Here is a 17,949-nt window from a genome sequence, read left to right as displayed (position 1 = left end):
AGGGTCCTTCTGTCCTTCGGGGAGAGGGCGGATCAGCGCCAGTGGAACAGCTCGTCGCCGGCGGCCACCGCGCCGTTGACGATCGCGTCGATGGCCGCGGACTCGGCGTCCAGCGCGATCACCGGGCTGACCGGGGACAGCCCGCCGGCCTCGACCAGGGCCGGGTTCCAGGTCACGATCGGCTGGCCGGCCCGCAGCTCGTCGCCCTCGGCCGCGATCAGCTCGAAGCCCTCGCCGTCCAGGTTCACCGTGTCGATGCCCAGGTGGACCAGCACGCCGCGGCCGTCCTCGGACTGCACGACGAAGGCGTGCGGCTTGAGCTTGACCAGCCGGCCGGCGATCGGGGCCACGGCGACCTGCGGCGCGCGCTCGGGGTCGACGGCGGCGCCGGGGCCCACCATGGATCCGGCGAACACCGGGTCGGGGACCTGGGCCAGGCCGATGGCGGTGCCGGTCAGCGGGGAGGAGATGTAGATGTCCATGGTGCTCGCTCGTCGTGCTCGGGGCGCTGGTCGCCGATGGGTGCGCACGCGCGGGGCCGGTGCCGTGCCGGGTGCGGCTACATCAGGTCCTCGATGTCGTTGGCGATGGTGTCCGCCTCCGGGCCGACCACCACCTGCACGTTGTTCCCGACCTTCATCACGCCGTGCGCCCCGGCCGCCTTGAGCACGGCCTCGTTCACCTTGGAGCCGTCCCGCACCTCGGTGCGCAGCCGGGTGATGCAGGGCTCCAGCTCGACGATGTTGTCGGCGCCGCCCAGTCCGGCGATGATCTGCTCGGCCTTGTTCACGGCAACTCTCCTCACTGGCGCCGGGCCCGCGCTGCCGCGGGCCCGGGTTGCTGACAACTCGGACGTTATCCCACTAAACGGTCGAAGACTTGATGGCCGATCGCCCGGTTGCGCCGTCTGTGGGGTCGTCGTCGCCGCCGTCGGCCCGCCTCGGCGCGAGCCGGGGGGCCGACGGCGGCGTGCAGCCTGCGCGAGCGGTTGGCACCAGTTGACACCGATGTGGCCCCGGTGGTCTAGTCCGGTGACATGAGCGATGAGGCCGCGGGCATCGACCCGACCAGCTCCGTGCCCAAGCATCTGCAGCTCAAGGACCTGCTGGGGCGGATGATCGCGGACGGGATGGAGCCCGGTTCCCCCATCCCGTCCGAGCGCGATCTGGCCGAACAGCACGGCCTGAGCCGGATGACGGTGCGTCAGGCGATCAACGCGCTCGTCGCCGACGGCCGCCTGGAGCGCCGGCTCGGCCGCGGCACCTACGTCGCGCAGCCGAAGATGGACGTGCAGATCCGCCTGGTCGGCTTCACCGAGGACATGCGCCGCCGCGGCATGACCGCCAGCTCCCGCACGCTGTCCTTCGAACGCATCCACGCCTCCAGCGCCCTCGCAGGCCACCTGGAGGTCGAATCCGGCGAGCCGGTGGTCCGCCTGGTGCGGCTGCGCTACGCCGACGGCATCCCGATGGCCATCGAGCGCACGCACCTGCCGGAGCGGATCGTGCCGGGTTTGGTTGAGGTGGGCGCCCCGGAGTCGCTATACCGGTACCTTGCCGAGGAATACGGGATCGTACTCACCTGGGGCGAACAGTCGATCGAGGCCGCGACCACCACCGCGGAGGACGCGCCGCTGCTCGGCATTCGCTCTGACGGCGTAGTCCTGGTCATGGCGAGGCGTTCTTTTGCAGAAGATGTGCAAGTGGAATATGCGACGTCTGCCTATCGCGCGGACCGGTACCAGCTCTGGGTGCCGCTCGCGCAGGCGGCGCGTCCGATAGTCCGCAACCCGTAACCGGGCGGGGCGCGCTCACCACGCATCCCGCGACAGCGGGGCTTGGCATTACGTGGCACACCGAGAGGACCACCTGATGAGCGCAGAAGTCGCAGCGGCGGCCCCGAAGGAGCCGGGGTGGGGGAGCAAGGCCTTCGCCGTGCTGCAACGCATCGGCAAGTCCCTGATGCTGCCGATCGCCACGCTTCCCGCCGCCGGTCTTCTGGTCCGCTTCGGGCAGGACGACATGCTCGGGCGCTTCCACAACACGTTCCTGAAGAACGTCGCGGCCGTGATGTCCACCGGCGGCAACTCGTTGCTGAACAACCTCCCGGTGATCTTCGCCATCGGCGTGGCCATCGGCTTCGCCAAGAAGTCCGACGGCACCACCGCGGTCGCCGCCATCGTCGGCTACCTGGTCTACAACGCCGTCTCGATGCAGATGTTCTCCGGCTCCAAACTCAAGTCCCAGGTCCTCGGTCTGGTGATCAAGAATCCGGACCAGGGCGTGAACGACCCGGTCCCGGCCGGCGGCCTGAAGTTCGGCCTGGACATGAACCTGCCGAACCCCACCGGCGTGCTCGGCGGGATCCTGGTCGGCATCATGGCCGCGCTGCTGTGGCAGCGGTACTACCGGATCAAGCTGCCCACCTGGCTGGCGTTCTTCGGGGGCCGGCGCTTCGTGCCCATCGCCACGGCCGTGGCCTGCCTGTTCCTGGGCGTGCTGATGGGCTGGATCTGGTCCCCGATCGGCCAGGGCATCAACGACCTGTCGACGTGGATCACCCGGCACAGCTCGATCGGGCTGTTCATCTACGGCGCGTTGAACAGGTCCCTGATTCCCTTCGGCCTGCACCACATCCTGAACGCCTTCCCGTGGTTCCAGTTCGGCACGTACACCAACGCCACCGGCACCTACCACGGCGACATCGCGCGCTTCCTGAACGGCGACCCGACCGCCGGCCTGTTCATGACCGGCTTCTTCCCGATCATGATGTTCGGCTTGCCCGGCGCGGCCCTGGCGATGTGGCGCTCGGCGCTGCCGACCAAGCGCAAGGTGGCCGGCTCGATCCTGATCTCGGCGGCGCTGACCTCGTTCGTCACGGGGGTCACCGAGCCGCTGGAGTTCTCGTTCATGTTCGTGGCGCCGGTGCTGTACGTGATCCATGCGATCCTCACCGGCATTTCGATGTCGCTGATGTGGGGGCTGGGATGCAAGGACGGGTTCAACTTCTCGGCCGGCCTCATCGACTTCGCGCTGAACTGGGGGAAGGCGACGAAACCGTGGCTGATCCTGATCATCGGGCCGATCTACTTCGTGGTGTACTACGTGCTTTTCACGTTCGCGATCAAGTTCTTGGACCTGAAGACACCCGGGCGGGAGCCTGATCCCGAGTTGGACGAGTTACCGGCGGTGACTTAGCGACACAACCCACCCCGCCAGGTGTTCGTCTCGATCACCGATCCATGGCAGGCTGCCACCTATGTCTGATCCGACGCCCCTGCTGGAAGTCATCGCCGTCGACGCCGACGACGCCCGTGCCGCGGTCGCCGGCGGTGCCGACCGCCTGGAACTGGTCTCGTCGATGGAGTACTCGGGCTTCGACCCGTCGCTGGAGACCTTCGAGGCGATCCGCGCGGCCGTGGACGTTCCGCTGCGGGTGATGGTCCGCCGCCGCGACGGCTTCTCAGCCGGCGGCGTGCAGGGTGTGGCAGAGCTCGTGCACACGGCGGAGGCGCTGCGGCGGGCCGGCGCCGACGAGTTCGTGCTGGGTTGGCTCGATCCGGACGGCACGGTCGACGTCGAGGCGGTCCGCGCGGTTCTGGACGCCCTCGGCGGCGCGAAGTGGACCTTCCACAAGGCGATCGACACCGCCCCCGACCGCGCCGCGGTGTACGACGCGATCCGCAAGATGCCCGGCCTGGACACCGTCCTGACCTCCGGCGGCTTCAAGGCCTCCGGCGACGGCACCGAGGTGCTGCGCGCCGAGGCCGAGCGCGAGCGCGAGCTCGGCGGGCCGCGGGTGCTGGTCGGCGGCGGCCTGACGCGGGAGGCGCTGCCGGGGCTGCGTGCCGCCGGGCTGAACGCGTTCCACGTCGGGACCGCGGTACGGGTGTCAGGGACCTGGGATTCGCCGGTGGACGCGGAGAAGGTCGCGGTCTGGCGCCAGCAGCTGGGGTAGCGCGATCCGCCCTGAGTTGATCATCTCTGCCACACTGGGGCTCCATCGCCGAGCGTCGCCCGAGGGGGTCCCGATGTCCACCCGCCCTGCGGAAACACCCGAGCCGCCGTACTACATGGTCGTATTCGCCTCGCAGCGCCTGGAGGGCGACGATGGCTACGCCGAAGCCGCCGAGCGCATGGCCGAACTGGTGACCCGCCAGCCGGGCTTCCTCGGCGCCGACTCCACGCGCGATGCGAACGGTTTCGGGATCACCGTCGCGTACTTCTCCGACGAGGAGTCGATCCGGCAGTGGTACCGCCATCCCGAGCACGCCGAGACCCGCGACAACGGCCGGGCCAAGTGGTATCAGCACTATGCGGTGCATGTCGCAAAGGTCGAGCGCGCGTACCGCTGGGACAAGTGAGGCGCAGGTCAACCACAGTGCCCCGGGTGCCGTCGGGCGGCCCGGGACACTGAGAATTCACGATGCCGCCTCCACGCCGCCCTTGTGCTAGGCTACTGCGCCTTGCCCGGCACGTACGGCGGTTCCGACTCTTACCGAACCGCGCGGACCTCTGCCTGAAGAACCTCCAACGCGCATCGGCGCCGATCCGGCGTGCGCGCGTTCCTTCCTCTACTTCTTCAGGAGTCCGGCATGCCCGAATCCAGCGATGCCGCTGATCCGATCGTGGTCGGCGAGCAGTCCCATCTCGAAGCGTCCCGCGCCGCGCTGAAGGCGATGCGCGAGGACGCACTGACTCTGAAGGCCCAGGGCGGCAACGCCGTCTCGACCGAGAACCTCCTCGCCGCCCTGAGGGCCCGGGCCAAGGCGCTGATGGACGATCCGAACGTCCCGTTGTTCTTCGGCCGGCTCGACTACGGCGACAGCGCCGACGCCGGCGAGTTCCGTACCGAGCGCTACTACATCGGGCGGCGGCACGTGCACGACGCCACCGGCGAGCCGATGGTCATCGACTGGCGTGCGCCGGTCTCGACCGCCTTCTACCGGGCGACGCCGAAGGTGCCGATGGGCCTGGACCGGCGACGGCGCTTCGGGTTCGCGTACGGGGCCATCACCGGTTACGAGGACGAGCCGCTGTCCGACGCCGCGGGGGCTGCCGGGGGCGCCGCTTCCGGTGCGGTCGCGCCCGCCGGGCAGCCCGGCGCCAGCCGCATCCTGACCGACGAGATCGAGCGTCCGCGCTCGGGGCCGATGCGCGACATCGTGTCGACGATCCAGCCGGAGCAGGACGAGATCGTCCGGGCCGACGTCAACGTCAGCGTCTGCGTCCAGGGGGCGCCCGGCACCGGGAAGACCGCGGTCGGGCTGCACCGCGTCGCCTTCCTGCTCTACGCGCACCGCGACCGGCTGCGCCGGGGCGGCTCGCTGGTCGTCGGGCCCAACAAGGAGTTCCTGAAGTACATCGAGCAGGTGCTGCCCGCGCTCGGTGAGATCGAGGTCGGCCAGACCACGGTCGACGACCTGGTGGCCCGGGTGAAGATCACGGCTCAGGACCCCGCGGAAGCCGGCGTCGTCAAGGGCGACGCGCGGATGGCGCAGGTGCTGCACAACGTCATCTGGTCGCGGCTGCGCACGGCTCAGGAAGCGTTGCCGGACGGGATCATGATCGTCCGCGGCTCCCGGCGGTGGCGCGTCCCGGCCTCCGAGATCGACGAGCTGATCGAGGCCACCAAGGAGCGCGACGTCCGCTACGGCGCCGGGCGCGCCATGCTCGCGCCCCGCATCGCGCACGCGGTTCTGTACCGGATGGAGGTCGCCGGGGAGACCACCGACGACCGGACGCAGAACGCTGTCGCGCGGACCAGCGAGGTGCGCAAGGCCGTGGATCTGCTGTGGCCGGCGATCGATCCGCTGAAGGTCGTCTTCGAGCTGTACGCCGACGCCGAAGTCCTCGCGGCCGCGGCCGAAGGCATCCTCACAGCCGAGGAGCAGGCGGCGATTCTGTGGACAGCGACGCGTCCGAAGGCGCCGCGGTCGGCGGGCACCGCCAAGTGGTCCAGCGCCGACGCGGTCCTCATCGACGAGGCGCACGACCAGCTCGACCGGCTGCCGTCGCTGGCGCACGTGGTGCTCGACGAGGCGCAGGACCTGTCGGCGATGCAGTACCGGGCGGTCGGGCGGCGCTGCTCGACCGGGAGCGTCACGGTGCTCGGGGACATCGCGCAGGGCACCACGCCGTGGGCGACGCCGTCGTGGGCGGAAACGCTGAAGCACCTCGGCAAGCCGGAGGCGGTGATCGAGGAGCTGACGCTCGGCTTCCGCGTGCCCCGCCAGATCATCGACTTCGCGGCCAAGCTCCTCCCCGACGCGGCCCCGGGCCTGCTGCCGCCGACCTCGGTCCGACAGCAGGGCGGCGCGCTGGAGATCGACGCGGTCCCGAGCGAAGCGGACCTCGTCGGCACCATGGTCACGGCGGCGCAGCTCGCGCTGACGCTCCAGGAGGGCTCGATCGGCCTGATCGCCGCCGACGCCCGCGTCGCCGAAGTGGCCGCCGCGCTGAGCGCCGAGGGTGTCGAGCACACAGTTCTGGGCTCGGAGCCCGCCGCCCCGGCCATCGAGGGCGCGACCGAGACCGAGGCGGAACTGGTCGAGTCGCTGCTGGCGGAGACGGTCGGGCCGCGCTTGATCGTGGTGCCGGCGACGCTGGCCAAGGGTCTGGAGTACGACCAGGTACTGGTGCTCGAACCGGCCGAGATCGTCGCCGCCGAGCCCCGCGGGCTGCGGCGGCTGTATGTGGTGCTGACCCGCGCGGTGTCGCGGTTGCATGTGGTGCACAGTGCGGCGCTGCCGGTGCAGCTGACCGGCACCGACTTCTGATCCCGCCCGCCGTGCGGCAGGCGGGATCTCTGTGCCGTCATCATGCGGTCATCGGGTTCGGCGTCAGGCCGGACCCCTAAATCTCCTTGCCGGCGAACACATCGTCCGCGTCGGCGATCCGGTACGCGTACCCCTGCTCAGCCAGGAACCGCTGCCGGTGCGCCGCGTACTCCTGGTCCACGGTGTCGCGCGACACCACCGCGTAGAACCGCGCGCCGCGTCCGTCGGCCTTCGGGCGCAGGACGCGCCCGAGCCGCTGTGCCTCCTCCTGGCGGGAGCCGAAGGTGCCGGACACCTGGATCGCGACGCTCGCCTCGGGCAGGTCGACCGAGAAGTTCGCGACCTTCGACACCACCAGGGTGGGGATCTCGCCGGTGCGGAAGCCTTCGTACAGGCGCTCGCGCTCCTTCACCGGGGTGGTGCCCTTCAGGACCGGAGCGTTCAGGCGTTCGCCGAGGTCGTCCAGTTGCTCCAGGTACTGGCCGATGACCAGGGTCGGCTCGCCTGCGTGCTTCTTCACCAGGGCTTCGACGAGCTTCGACTTGGTCGCGGTGGTGGAGGCGATGCGGTACTTCTCCTCCTGCTCGGAGCTCGCGTAGCGGAGGCGTTCGTGGTCGGTCAGGGTGACGCGGACCTCCACGCAGTCCGCCGGGGCGATGTAGCCCTGGGCTTCGATGTCCTTCCAGGGGGCGTCGAAGCGCTTGGGGCCGATCAGGGAGAAGACCTCGCCTTCCAGGCCGTCCTCGCGGACCAGGGTGGCGGTCAGGCCGAGGCGGCGGCGGGACTGGATGTCGGCGGTGAAGCGGAAGACCGGGGCCGGCAGGAGGTGGACCTCGTCGTAGACGATCAGGCCCCAGTCGCGGGCGTCGAACAGTTCCAGGTTGGCGTAGACGCCCTTGGTCTTGCGGGTGAGGACCTGGTAGGTGGCGATGGTGACCGGGCGGATCTCCTTGCGGGCGCCGGAGTATTCGCCGATCTCGTCCTCGGTGAGCGTGGTGCGCTTCAGGAGTTCCTTGCGCCACTGGTGGACGCTGACCGTGTTGGTCACCAGGATCAGCGTCGTCGCCTCGACGCCGGCCATCGCGGCCGCGCCGACGATCGTCTTGCCCGCGCCGCAGGGGAGGACGATCACGCCGGAGCCGCCGTGGCGGAAGCCTTCGGCGGCCTCCTTCTGGTACGGGCGCAGGGTCCAGCCGTCCTCGCGCAGGGCGATGTCGTGGTGTTCGCCGTCCACGTAGCCCGCGAGGTCCTCGGCGGGCCAGCCGACCTTCAGCAGGACCTGCTTGAGGGTGCCGCGTTCGGAGGGGTGGACCTTGATGGTGTGCTCGTCCAGGCGCTCGCCGATCAGCGGCTGCACCTTCTTGTGCCGGACCACTTCCTCCAGGACCGGGACGTCGGTGGTCTCCAGGACCAGGCCGTGCGTCGGGTGCTGGAGCAGCCGGAGACGGCCGTAGCGGTCCATGGTGTCGGCGATGTCGACCAGCAGCGAGTGCGGCACCGGGTACCGGGTGTGCCGCAGCAGCGCGTCGATGACCTGCTCGGCGTCGTGGCCGGCGGCGCGCGCGTTCCACAGCGCCAGCGGGGTGATGCGGTAGGTGTGGATGTGCTCCGGGGACCGCTCCAGTTCGGCGAACGGGGCGATGTCGCGGCGGCACTCCTCGGCCTGAGGGTGGTCGATCTCGAGCAGGAGAGTTTTGTCGGACTGGACGATCAGGCAGGTCACGCATACCTCCGGGCGCGGCGCTTGGGTCGGGCGACGGGCATCCTTCTAGTGTCGCTCATCGCGGCCGGTCCCGGTGACCAAAAGATCTCCCCGGAGCCGCACTGAGTGGTCGGCTCCGAGGAGATCCCGGGTTTCTACGCTTTCCGTGCGAACTATTCGCCCGCCTCGTGCGGGTCCTCCCGCCAGCGCGGCGCCGGCTGCTTCTGCCACGGATGCGGCCCGTCCAGCGGCCGGTACTCCACCCCCAGCGCGTCCAGGCGCTCCAGGTGCTTCGTCAGACGCGGCAGGAACTCGGCGTAGTCCCGGCCCGGCGCGGACCACACCGTCTCGCAGAAGGCCGCCAGGCGCGGCCAGGACTGGTAGTCGTGGATCCGGGCGTCCGGGATGTACTCGCTCCACAGCGTGGCTTCGGAGCCGATGACGTGGCCCGCCAGCTCCTCGGGCAGGTCCTCGGGGACCGGCTCGAAGCTGTACGCCTGCTCCAGCGACGTCGGCGCGGCCCAGGGCGCGCCGGGCTCGCCGTCCGCGTCGGACTGCCGGTAGTCGAAGTAGACCCACCGGGTCGGGCTGGTCAGGGTGTCGTGGCCGCGCCGGGCCGCCTCGACCGCGTACTCGGTGCTGCGCCACGCGGACACGACGGTGCCCGGGAACAGCTCGCCCTCCAGGATCTCGTCCCAGCCCAGCAGCTTGCGGCCCTTGGCCGAGACGTGCGCGCCGAGCTGGTTCATGAACCAGGCCTGCAGGTCCTCCTCGGTCGCCAGCCCCAGCTCGGCCTTGCGGGCCTGGGCCCGCGCGCTGGCCTTCCACTCGTCCTTCGGGCACTCGTCGCCGCCGAGGCAGACGAACTCGCCCGGGAACAGCTCGCAGACCTCGTCCAGGACGGTCTTGTAGAACTCGATGGTCGCGTCCTCGACGTTCAGCACCGTCTTGGCGATGCCGAACTCCGTCCACACCTCGCGCGGCTCCTGGGCGCTCGGCACGTCCTGGTTGCCCAGCTCGGGGTAGGCGGCGATGGCGGCCGTGGAGTGCCCGGGGAGGTCGATCTCCGGCACCACCGTGATGTGCCGCTCGGTGGCGTAGGCGACGATCTCGCGGATGTCGTCCTGGGTGTAGAAGCCGCCGTGCGGCCTGCCGTCGCCGACCGTCTCCCGGCGCCAGCCGCCGACCTCGGTGAGCTTCGGGTACTGCTTGATCTCAATGCGCCAGCCCTGGTCCTCGGTCAGGTGGAAGTGCAGCACGTTCAGCTTGTGCAGCGCCATCAGGTCCAGGAAGCGCAGCACGTCGCGCTTGGGCAGGAAGTGCCGGGCCACGTCCAGCATCGCGCCGCGCCAGCGGAAGCGCGGGACGTCGGTGATCTGCACGTGGGGGAGGGGCCAGGCCTTGTCGCCGGCGTCGGTGCGCAGCGAGGCCGGGGGCAGGAGCTGCATCAGGGTCTTCTCGGCGTAGAAGATCCCGGTCTTGGTGCCGGCCAGGAACGTGATGCCGTTGTCGTCCACGGTCAGCTGGTAGCCCTCGGGGCCGAGTTCGGCGTGGCCGACGGAGGCGTTCACGACGACAGCGGAGTCGAACATGAGCCGGCCGGATCCGGCCTGTATGTGCAGCGGCTTGGGGATGATCGAGATCTCGGGCGCGTCCATCCGGTCAAGATCTCACGGATCGTTCATCGATAAAACGAGGAAAGCTGACCGGCTGGAATAGCCGGTCAGCGTTAATGGAAGGAGAGGCTGTGGTTCAGACGGCGACGAGCTCTTCCAGCTCCTCTTCAGCCTCGGCCTCGGTCTCGTCCTCGGACACCCGGTTCCGGCGCTCGGCCAGCGCCGCCGCGCCGACGGTCAGCACCCCGACGCCGACCCAGCCGACCAGCGTCCAGGCGTGCCGCGCGACACCGGTCCCGCCGAAGTAGAGCAGGCTCCGGACGCCCTCGACGAGGCCCGCGCCGTTCCAGAAGGCGTGCAGGCCGCCGAAGAACCCGTTCTGCAGCGCGGGCTGGAACAATCCGCCGGAGCTGGTGAAGTTCAGCATCACGAACAGCACCATCATCACCAGCGTGGTCCACCGCTTCAGGAACGGGTGCAGCCCCACGCCGATCAGCAGGATCGAGGCCGAGTAGAGCCACGCCAGTCCCCACACCCCGGCCAGGCTGTGGTGCGCGAGGTGGAACACCGGGCCGGCCAGCGCCGCGCCGATCACGCTGACCACCGTCGCGGTGCCCAGGGCCAGGACCGCCTTGCGCGTCAACGACCAGCCGGCCGCGCCGGCGCCGATCGCGGCGACCGCGCTGTAGGAGCCGATGCTCACGGCGATCATCAGGAAGAAGGGCCCTGAGTTGGCCGGGTCGTCGGGGGTGGTCGGGGCCACGTCGGTGAGGGTCAGCGGCTTGTCCTCGACGGCGGCGACCGTGGTGAAGACCTTGGTGGCGACGGTGGCCGAGGAGTCGCTGTCGCCCTCGGCGATGAACAGCTGCGGCTTGGCCGGGTCCGGGACGAACGCGCCGACCAGGTTCCGGCTGTGCAGCTGCGCGACCGCGGCGTCGGTGGTGGGCAGCGTGGACACCTGGAGCGCGTCGCCGGCCTTGCTCTGGATCGCCTGCGCGACCGCCGTCACCCGCGGCCCCTCGCCGATCACGGCCACCTTCACGTGGTGCGGATGCGGCACCATGAACGCGCTCATGTAGGCCAGCCCCATCCCGACGCACATCAGGAGCGGGGTGATCAGGTGTACCAGGACGTGGCGGACGGAGGCCGTCTGCGTCGCCTGCGCCTGCTGCGGGTGCGGGTGCGGGTGCTGGTCCTGCCGGTGGTGCTGCCGGGTCGGGCTCATCGCCGGGCTCGCTGCCGGATTCGTCGCCGCGTTCATCGGCCGTGCCTTCTTCCTCCGAATTGGTTGCTAACTACAACCTAGCCATAGATGTACTATACAACTATCTGGAGGGAGTGAGACCGTGACCGGGAGTGAGACGCGTCACCGCGAGGCGGTGGACGCCATCCAGCGCGAGATGACGGTGTTCGCGCGGCGCGCGCGGGCCTTCGCCGGCCGGCTGCACCCGGAGCTGACGCTGGTGTCGTACACGGTGCTGGCGCACCTGGAGGACTCCGGCGGCTGCCTGGCCAAGGACCTCGCCGCGCGCTACGGCCTGGACAAGTCGACGGTCAGCCGCCAGGTGCAGGCGCTGGAACGCCTCGGGTTCCTGGAGCGCCGCCCCGCGCCGGAGGACCACCGCGCGCAGATGCTCCACCTGACGCCGGCCGGGGCCGACATCCTCGCGCAGGTGACCGAGAGCCGGTACGCCGCCGTCGCCGAGCGTCTGGAAGGCTGGGGGGACGAGGACATCACGCGATTTGCCGAGCTGTTGACTCGCTACAACGTCGCTCCGGAGACGTCCGGTGACGATGCGATCACCCAGGAGTATTCCGACCCTGACATGACCGAAACAGTGCACTGACCGCGTATCGGGCCCGGACGGGGTCCGGCGGGCGACCGGTCGAAACAAGGGTCTGTTTTGCACGTGCATAGGGTCTGTGCATTTGCTGATTCGGCGCTTACGCTGGAAGCGTGGACGTGTCCCTGTTGGAGGCCTTCGAGCCGGTGGCCCATGATCTGCGTGCCGCGGGTCTGGACTGCCAGTTGACGGAGGACCCGAACCCGGGCGAGCCGGCGGCGGGCGCCACGGCCGTGCTGATCGTGTCCGGCGTGAAGGTGGGACGGCTGACGCTCGGCGCGTCCGTGCTGGACACGGCCTCGCGCACGCTCTATCTGGCCGCGCAGACGCAGCGTCTGGTGCAGGGCAATCTGTCGATCGGCGGCCGGGTCATCGAGTGGCCGCCGTGCCTGCCGAGCCACGCGCATCCGATGATGGCCACGCGCGGGCAGCGGGCCCCGCTGTGGACGTGCCCGCTCGGCGGGTCGGTGTCGGTGCCGATCGGGCAGCATCCGTAAGGGATTCGAGGGTTTTTCACGGCCTGCTGCGGGGCGCTCGCGGTCGGGCCGTTTTGGCGTGTCGGAGCGGTGTGTCGGAACGGTAGGTCGCAACGGTAGGTCGGAGCGGCATCTCGTTCCACGGTTCGCCTCAGCGCGGTCCGCGTCAGCGCGGCGCGTAGGCCCGCAGGAAGAAGTCCACGCCCTGCGCGACCCGTCGGTCGAACTCGGCCTCGAAGTCCGCCTCGCGCGGGATCCGGCGCACGTTCGAGCCGGCCGGGGACGTCAGCTGCTGCGCCAACAGGTCCGGCACGGCCAGCACCTCGGTGGGGACGTCGAGCAGCCCGGCCCGGGCCAGCGCTGAGAGCAGCTTGTTCAGCCGCGGCATGGTGCGGCCCGGGCCGTTGGCGAACCAGCGCTCCTGCAGGTCCGGGTGGTGGTCGGACTCCGCGTCGACCAGCCTGCGCAGCGCCACCAGCGGTCCGGTGTAGACGACGCGGATCCACGCGCCGGTCAGCTGGAGCAGCGCGGCGCGCAGGTCCTCGGGGCCGGCCAGCTGCGAGGGGTCCGGGAAGTCCCGGTCCATGAGCTCCATGACGTGTGCGGTGGTGCGGTCCTGCACATCGTCGGTCATCGCCATGAACAGGCGCTCTTTGTCGCCGAAGTGGTTGTAGACGGTCTGCTTCGAGACCTTCGCCTCGGCCGCGATCGCGTCGATGCTGGCGCGGCTGAAGCCGTCGCGCAGGAACACCGTGCCGGCGGCGTCGAGGATCGCGCGCCGCTTCCTCGGGTTGCCCTGCGGCTCCTCGGCGGTCGCGGTCGGGGTCGTGGCGGTCGCGCTCATGCGGCTCATTCTCCTCGCCCGAAAGCTCGTTGCGCGGTTGGACCCCTCAGTCTAATCTCTTGGACTGTTGAGTCTAAAAACTTGGACTAGAGAGTCCATGTCCTCCGGGAGTGACGATGAATCCCCAGCCCGCCGGCGACCGGCTGCCCCGCGAGTACCTGAGAATCGGCTTCGCGCTGGTCCTCGGGGCAGCCATGGCGATGCTCGACGCCACCGTGGTCGCGGTCGCGACCCGTACCCTCGCGGAGCGCTTCGGCTCGGCGCTGTCCGCCGTGGCCTGGGTGACCACGGCCTACCTGCTCACCATGTCCGTGGTGGTCCCGCTGGCCGGCTGGGCCATGGACCGGTTCGGCGGGCGCCGGGTGTGGCTGGTCGCGGTGGCCGCGTTCCTGGCCGGCTCGGTGCTGTGCGGGCTGGCCTGGTCGATCCCGAGCCTGATCGCCTTCCGGGTCCTGCAGGCGGTCGGCGGCGGCCTGATCCAGCCGGTCGGCCAGGCGCTGCTCGGCCGCAACGTCGGTCCGCGGTACATGGCGCGGGTGATGGCCGTGATGTCGATACCGATGGCCCTGCTCCCGGTGCTCGGCCCGGCGGTCGGCGGCGTGCTGCTGGCCGAGGCGGGCTGGCGCTGGATCTTCTTCATCAACGTGCCGATCGGCGTGGCGGGGATCGTGCTGGTGCGGCGCTGGGTCCCGGCCTCGGTCCCGGGTCCGGCCGGCGGCGCGCGCTTCGACGTGCGCGGCTTCGCGCTGATCTCGCCGGGCCTGGCGGCGCTGGTCTACGGCTGCTCGGCGGCCGGCGACCACGGCGGCTTCTCCGCGCCGGCCGCGTGGGGGCCGGTGCTGGCCGGAGCGGTGCTGGTGACCGTGTTCGTGCTCTACAGCCTGCGGACCAGGATCCAGCCGCTGGTCGACCTGCGCCTGTTCCGTGACAAGGCCTTCGCGGTCGCGATGCTGAACACCGCGCTGATGGGCGCGACCCTGTTCGGCGCGATGTTCCTGCTGCCGCTGTACTTCCAGCAGGCGCACGGCTTCTCGCCGCTGCGCTCGGGCCTGGTGCTCGCGCCGCAGGGCGTCGGAACGGCGCTGTCGACCTTCGCCGCCGGCCGCCTCACCAACCGGGTCGGGCCGCGCGTGCTGGTGATGACCGGCACTGCGGTGGCGACGGCGGCGACGCTGCCCTTCGCGCTGGTCGGCGCGCACACGTCGGCGGCCGCGCTGCTGGCGCCGCTGTTCCTGCGCGGCCTCGGCCTCGGACTGGTGATGGCCCCGCTGATCGCCGCCGGGTACAGCACCCTGCGCCGGGCCGCGATCCCGCAGGCCACCACGACGTTCAACATCCTGAACCGGGTCGGCGGCTCGATCGGCACCGCGGTCCTGGCGGTGATCCTGGTGCGCGGCCTCGCCGGCGGGGCGCCGACGGCGTCGCGCGTCGCCTCGGCCTACGGCGCGACGTTCTGGTGGGCGCTGGCGTGCACGGCGGTGACGCTGGTGACGGCGGCTTTCCTGCCCGGGGCGAAGGCGATGCGCGCCGCGTTGGCCGCCGCCGCGACGCATCAGGCCGCGGACGCGCCTGCGGGTGCGGGGGGTTCGACGGGCTCGACGGGTTCGACGGTCAAGACCGCCGAACCGGTCAGCGCCTAGGCGTTCGCTGACCTAGGAGTTGCCCGACTCCGGCCAGTTCGACCAGTGCGTGTTCGGCGCCTGCGTCGGCCGGTAGTCGTGCGGGTTCCCGGAGTCCAGCACCTTGGCGAGGAGCTGGAACGTCTCCTCCCGGCTGGGGCGCTCGACCAGCACGTCCGGGTGGTGCCAGGCCTCCAGGCGCAGGATCTCCGGCAGGTCCGCCGGGATCAGCGCCCGCAGTTCGGACTCGTCGGCCAGCAGGAGGTCACGGTGCTCGGGCACGAGCTCGCGCACCACCTCGGCGAAGTACTCGCCGGCCGGCGCGTCCACGGCCAGATCCTTGCCGCGCACCCGGATCGGGACGCCGCCGAGATAGTTCTCGTCGGCGTCCATCAGCGCCTCGATGTTCTCCACGCGGTTCAGCTGGCTGCCGACGCGCACGCCGTAGCCGGTCAGAGCGTCGGTGACACTGCGCGCCTTCGGATTGAAGCCCACCGTCTCGATGACGACCGCCCAGTGCTTGCTGTCGCGGTAGACGTGCAAGCGGACGTCGATCGCCGAATAGAACCCGTGGTCCAGGAACGGGAAGGTGAAGTCCTGCGCCGAGGCGTCGATCTGGTCGAGGAACTGCTGTCCGAAGGTCACGGAAAAATCCTAGGTCACCCGGCCTTGACGAATGCGCGCACGGCGTCCGCGACCATCTGCACCGCGATCGCGGACAGCAGCAGACCCGCGATCCGCGTCACCAGCGTCACACCGGAGTCCTTGATCACCCGGATCACCTGGACCGAGAAGCGCATGGTGAGCCAGAGCGTGATGTGGATCGCGACGATCGCCGCGCCGACCGCGAGCACGCCGGACCAGTGGTGGTCGGTGCGCTTGGCGAACACCATCACCGCGACGATCGCGCCGGGCCCGGCGAGCAGCGGCGTGCCCAGCGGCACCAGCGCGACGTTCACCGCCTCGTTGGAGTGCGAGGGCTCCTCGCTGCGGCCGGTCAGCAGCTCCAGGGCGATCAGCAGGAGCAGCAGGCCGCCGGAGCCCTGCAGCGCCGGCAGGGTCACCCCGAGGTAGTCCAGGATCTGCTGGCCGAACAGGGCGAAGACGCAGATCACGCAGAACGCGACCAGCGCCGCCTGCCACGCGGCCTTGGTGCGCTGGGCCTTGCTGCGGCCGTTGGTCAGCGCCAGGAAGATCGGCAGGGTTCCCGGCGGGTCCATGATGACGAACAGGGTGATGTACGCCTCGAGGAAGAGCTTGCTGTCGAACACGCTCGAAGACCTATCACCTGGAAGGACTCTGTATCTACACCTGCCTCCGCGCCGTCCGCGCCGGCCGCGTTCAGGCCAGCCACGGATGCCGCTGCACGAGCGGCGTCCCGGACCACCACCGCCCGAGCCCGTAGCGCCATCCCAGCGTGGTGAAGCCGATGCCCAGCACGACGAGTGCGAAGACGAGGCGGTGGTCCACGAGGGGGTTGCCGCGCATGAGCACCAGCAACACCGCCGCGCAGACGGCCGTGAACCGCATGACGATCCCGAAGACCAGCCCCGCCCCGACGCCCGCCAGGGCGAGCACGAGCAGCCGGTCGGACCAGGACGAGACGGGGTGGATCCAGGCCCTGCGCAGGAACATCCCGCCGAGCAGGACCCGCACCAGCGCCCAGAGCAAGTCCAGGCGCGTCAGCTCCAGCGGGTCCATGCAGCCTTTATCCACCGGGGGCCGCGGCGGTGCATGCGGGGACGGGGAAACGGGTGATGTGGCCTGCGCTCCAGGTGTTCGCGCAGGCCGCTCGCCGATCCCCGCGGATGCTGTCGTCAGATCTTCGCGAACGCGGCTTCGAGGTCTTCGATGAGGTCTTCTGCGTCCTCCAGCCCGACCGAGAACCGCAGCAGCCCGCCGTCCGGCCGCGCGTTCGGCGCGACGTGCCGGTGGCTCAGGGAGGCCGGGTGCGTGATCAGCGATTCGGCGCCGCCGAGCGAGGCCGCGTGCAGGATCAGCTTCACGTTCTCGGCGACCGTGGCCGCCGCGTCGTAGCCGCCGCGCATCTCGAAGGAGAGCATCGCGCCGGGCAGCAGCATCTGCTTGTCCGGGCCGATCAGGCCGTCCGGGTCGCCGCCGGGGAGCCCGGGGTAGTGGACGCGTTCCACGGCCGGGTGCGCGGCCAGCCACGTGGCGACCGTTCCCGCGGTCTCCGAGGAGCGCTTCACACGCAGCGGCAGCGTCTGCAAGCCTCGGTGCAGCAGGTAGCCGGCGATCGGATGAAGCAGGCCGCCGGTCTGGATCCGGATGTCGCGCAGCCGCGCGGCCCACTCCGGGGTGGTCGCCACCACGCCGCCGAGGACGTCGCAGTGTCCGCCGAGGTACTTCGTCGCGCTGTGCACGACCAGCGTCGCGCCGTGCCGGGCCGGCTGCTGCAGGACCGGCGTGGCGAACGTCGAGTCCACCAGGTACGGCACGTCCCCGCAGGCCGCCGCGACCGCGTCGAGGTCGAGCAGGCGCGCGGTCGGGTTCGCCGGGGTCTCCACCACGACCAGCGCGGTGTCCGGGCGCGCGGCGATCGCCGGGGCGATGTCGGCCGGGCCGTCGACCCAGGTCACCTCGGTGCCCAGGGTGCCCTTCGTGAGCAGGCCGTCGGTGCCGCCGTAGATCGGCCGCAGGGCCACCACGTGCCGCTTGCCGTCGGCGGCTGCGGTGGCCGTCGCGGCCAGCAGGCACGCGGTGATGGCGGCCATGCCGCTGGCGAACGACACCGCCTCGGGCAGGCCTTCCAGCTCGGCCAGCGCGCGCTCGAAGCCGGCCGTGGTCGGGTTCCACATCCGCTGGTAGACCAGGCCGCCCTCGGCGGTCGGCGGGCCGCCGGCGGTGAGCGATTCGTAGCTCTCGCCGCCGGCGTCGACGCCGGGCAGGTAGTAGGTCGCCGACAGGTCGATCGGCGGAGTCGGGTTCGTGGCGGTTCGCCCCGCGTGGACGGCTGCTGTGGCGGTTACCCGGGCTATGTTCCGATCAGCGCTCATGGAAGTGATTATGCGAGCGGGCCGGCGGATGCGGCATAGCCGTTCACGATGTG

General features: G+C 70.5%; 18 protein-coding genes. 8 read left to right on the top strand and 10 right to left on the bottom strand.

The window, feature by feature from the left end; genetic code table 11:
* Window positions 1-32: 32 nt before the first annotated feature.
* Both ABH920_RS06110 and ABH920_RS06105 read right to left on the bottom strand, forming a co-directional pair.
* Window positions 33-482, bottom strand: a complete 450-nt coding sequence (locus ABH920_RS06110; protein ID WP_370347665.1) for a PTS glucose transporter subunit IIA — start codon at window positions 480-482, stop codon at window positions 33-35.
* A gap of 77 nt (window positions 483-559) precedes the next feature.
* Window positions 560-790 carry a glucose PTS transporter subunit EIIB gene (locus ABH920_RS06105; RefSeq protein WP_194919454.1) on the bottom strand — a complete coding sequence of 77 codons (231 nt, stop codon included), beginning with the start codon at window positions 788-790 and terminating at the stop codon, window positions 560-562.
* Between the two features lie 246 nt (window positions 791-1,036).
* Between ABH920_RS06105 and ABH920_RS06100 the strand changes: the two genes are divergently transcribed.
* The 5 genes from ABH920_RS06100 (at window position 1,037) to ABH920_RS06080 (ending at window position 6,778) form a co-directional block, all read left to right on the top strand.
* Entirely contained in the window at window positions 1,037-1,795 is a 759-nt protein-coding gene (locus ABH920_RS06100; protein ID WP_370347662.1) for a GntR family transcriptional regulator, read from the top strand.
* 73 nt (window positions 1,796-1,868) lie between these two features.
* Window positions 1,869-3,197, top strand: a complete 1,329-nt coding sequence (locus ABH920_RS06095; protein WP_370348011.1) for a PTS transporter subunit EIIC — start codon at window positions 1,869-1,871, stop codon at window positions 3,195-3,197.
* A 61-nt stretch (window positions 3,198-3,258) separates the two neighbouring features.
* Window positions 3,259-3,957: a copper homeostasis protein CutC gene (locus ABH920_RS06090; RefSeq protein ID WP_370347660.1), complete on the top strand. Its 699-nt coding sequence runs from the start codon at window positions 3,259-3,261 to the stop codon at window positions 3,955-3,957.
* A gap of 73 nt (window positions 3,958-4,030) precedes the next feature.
* A complete protein-coding gene (locus ABH920_RS06085; protein ID WP_370347658.1) occupies window positions 4,031-4,363 on the top strand; it encodes an antibiotic biosynthesis monooxygenase in 333 nt (110 codons plus the stop codon).
* 231 nt (window positions 4,364-4,594) lie between these two features.
* Window positions 4,595-6,778, top strand: coding sequence for an AAA family ATPase (locus tag ABH920_RS06080; RefSeq protein WP_370347656.1), 2,184 nt, complete (start codon window positions 4,595-4,597; stop codon window positions 6,776-6,778).
* A gap of 76 nt (window positions 6,779-6,854) precedes the next feature.
* Here the strand turns inward: ABH920_RS06080 and ABH920_RS06075 are convergent, their stop codons facing one another.
* The 3 genes from ABH920_RS06075 to ABH920_RS06065 form a co-directional block, all read right to left on the bottom strand.
* On the bottom strand, window positions 6,855-8,501 hold the full coding sequence (locus tag ABH920_RS06075; RefSeq protein ID WP_370347654.1) for a DNA repair helicase XPB: 1,647 nt from the start codon (window positions 8,499-8,501) through the stop codon (window positions 6,855-6,857).
* A gap of 152 nt (window positions 8,502-8,653) precedes the next feature.
* Window positions 8,654-10,138, bottom strand: coding sequence for a beta-N-acetylhexosaminidase (locus ABH920_RS06070; protein WP_370347652.1), 1,485 nt, complete (start codon window positions 10,136-10,138; stop codon window positions 8,654-8,656).
* 94 nt (window positions 10,139-10,232) lie between these two features.
* A complete protein-coding gene (locus ABH920_RS06065) occupies window positions 10,233-11,321 on the bottom strand; it encodes a hypothetical protein (protein ID WP_370348010.1) in 1,089 nt (362 codons plus the stop codon).
* A gap of 175 nt (window positions 11,322-11,496) precedes the next feature.
* Between ABH920_RS06065 and ABH920_RS06060 the strand changes: the two genes are divergently transcribed.
* Both ABH920_RS06060 and ABH920_RS06055 read left to right on the top strand, forming a co-directional pair.
* Complete coding sequence (locus tag ABH920_RS06060) at window positions 11,497-11,943, top strand: MarR family winged helix-turn-helix transcriptional regulator (protein ID WP_370348009.1); 447 nt, start codon at window positions 11,497-11,499, stop codon at window positions 11,941-11,943.
* Window positions 11,944-12,053: 110 nt separating this feature from the next.
* Window positions 12,054-12,437 (top strand): hypothetical protein, encoded by a 384-nt coding sequence (locus tag ABH920_RS06055; protein WP_194916363.1) that lies wholly within the window; start codon window positions 12,054-12,056, stop codon window positions 12,435-12,437.
* A gap of 145 nt (window positions 12,438-12,582) precedes the next feature.
* Here ABH920_RS06055 and ABH920_RS06050 read toward each other — a convergent pair whose 3' ends face one another.
* A complete protein-coding gene (locus ABH920_RS06050; RefSeq protein WP_370347649.1) occupies window positions 12,583-13,260 on the bottom strand; it encodes a TetR/AcrR family transcriptional regulator in 678 nt (225 codons plus the stop codon).
* A 116-nt stretch (window positions 13,261-13,376) separates the two neighbouring features.
* Between ABH920_RS06050 and ABH920_RS06045 the strand changes: the two genes are divergently transcribed.
* Window positions 13,377-14,900: a DHA2 family efflux MFS transporter permease subunit gene (locus ABH920_RS06045; RefSeq protein ID WP_370347647.1), complete on the top strand. Its 1,524-nt coding sequence runs from the start codon at window positions 13,377-13,379 to the stop codon at window positions 14,898-14,900.
* Between the two features lie 12 nt (window positions 14,901-14,912).
* On the opposite strand, the gene ABH920_RS06040 is transcribed toward ABH920_RS06045, so the two are convergent.
* The 4 genes from ABH920_RS06040 to ABH920_RS06025 form a co-directional block, all read right to left on the bottom strand.
* On the bottom strand, window positions 14,913-15,524 hold the full coding sequence (locus ABH920_RS06040; protein WP_370347645.1) for a hypothetical protein: 612 nt from the start codon (window positions 15,522-15,524) through the stop codon (window positions 14,913-14,915).
* A 14-nt stretch (window positions 15,525-15,538) separates the two neighbouring features.
* Entirely contained in the window at window positions 15,539-16,150 is a 612-nt protein-coding gene (locus ABH920_RS06035; protein WP_194916361.1) for a MarC family protein, read from the bottom strand.
* Between the two features lie 70 nt (window positions 16,151-16,220).
* A complete protein-coding gene (locus ABH920_RS06030) occupies window positions 16,221-16,580 on the bottom strand; it encodes a hypothetical protein (RefSeq protein ID WP_370347643.1) in 360 nt (119 codons plus the stop codon).
* 116 nt (window positions 16,581-16,696) lie between these two features.
* Window positions 16,697-17,896, bottom strand: coding sequence for a PLP-dependent aspartate aminotransferase family protein (locus ABH920_RS06025; RefSeq protein WP_370347641.1), 1,200 nt, complete (start codon window positions 17,894-17,896; stop codon window positions 16,697-16,699).
* Window positions 17,897-17,949 lie beyond the last annotated feature (53 nt).

This window comes from Catenulispora sp. EB89 (assembly GCF_041261445.1).
GTDB lineage: Bacteria > Actinomycetota > Actinomycetes > Streptomycetales > Catenulisporaceae > Catenulispora.
Note: the sequence above shows the minus strand (reverse complement) of the source record. Positions and strands in the feature narration are given on the sequence as shown.

Coding starts and splice junctions, on each gene's coding strand:
- ABH920_RS06045 (WP_370347647.1), top strand. CDS start 13,377: ATGAATCCCCAGCCCGCCGGCGACCGGCTGCCCCGCGAGTACCTGAGA.
- ABH920_RS06065 (WP_370348010.1), bottom strand. CDS start 11,321: ATGAGCCCGACCCGGCAGCACCACCGGCAGGACCAGCACCCGCACCCG.
- ABH920_RS06110 (WP_370347665.1), bottom strand. CDS start 482: ATGGACATCTACATCTCCTCCCCGCTGACCGGCACCGCCATCGGCCTG.
- ABH920_RS06050 (WP_370347649.1), bottom strand. CDS start 13,260: ATGAGCGCGACCGCCACGACCCCGACCGCGACCGCCGAGGAGCCGCAG.
- ABH920_RS06080 (WP_370347656.1), top strand. CDS start 4,595: ATGCCCGAATCCAGCGATGCCGCTGATCCGATCGTGGTCGGCGAGCAG.
- ABH920_RS06070 (WP_370347652.1), bottom strand. CDS start 10,138: ATGGACGCGCCCGAGATCTCGATCATCCCCAAGCCGCTGCACATACAG.
- ABH920_RS06025 (WP_370347641.1), bottom strand. CDS start 17,896: ATGAGCGCTGATCGGAACATAGCCCGGGTAACCGCCACAGCAGCCGTC.
- ABH920_RS06060 (WP_370348009.1), top strand. CDS start 11,497: ATGACGGTGTTCGCGCGGCGCGCGCGGGCCTTCGCCGGCCGGCTGCAC.
- ABH920_RS06085 (WP_370347658.1), top strand. CDS start 4,031: ATGTCCACCCGCCCTGCGGAAACACCCGAGCCGCCGTACTACATGGTC.
- ABH920_RS06090 (WP_370347660.1), top strand. CDS start 3,259: ATGTCTGATCCGACGCCCCTGCTGGAAGTCATCGCCGTCGACGCCGAC.
- ABH920_RS06030 (WP_370347643.1), bottom strand. CDS start 16,580: ATGGACCCGCTGGAGCTGACGCGCCTGGACTTGCTCTGGGCGCTGGTG.
- ABH920_RS06100 (WP_370347662.1), top strand. CDS start 1,037: ATGAGCGATGAGGCCGCGGGCATCGACCCGACCAGCTCCGTGCCCAAG.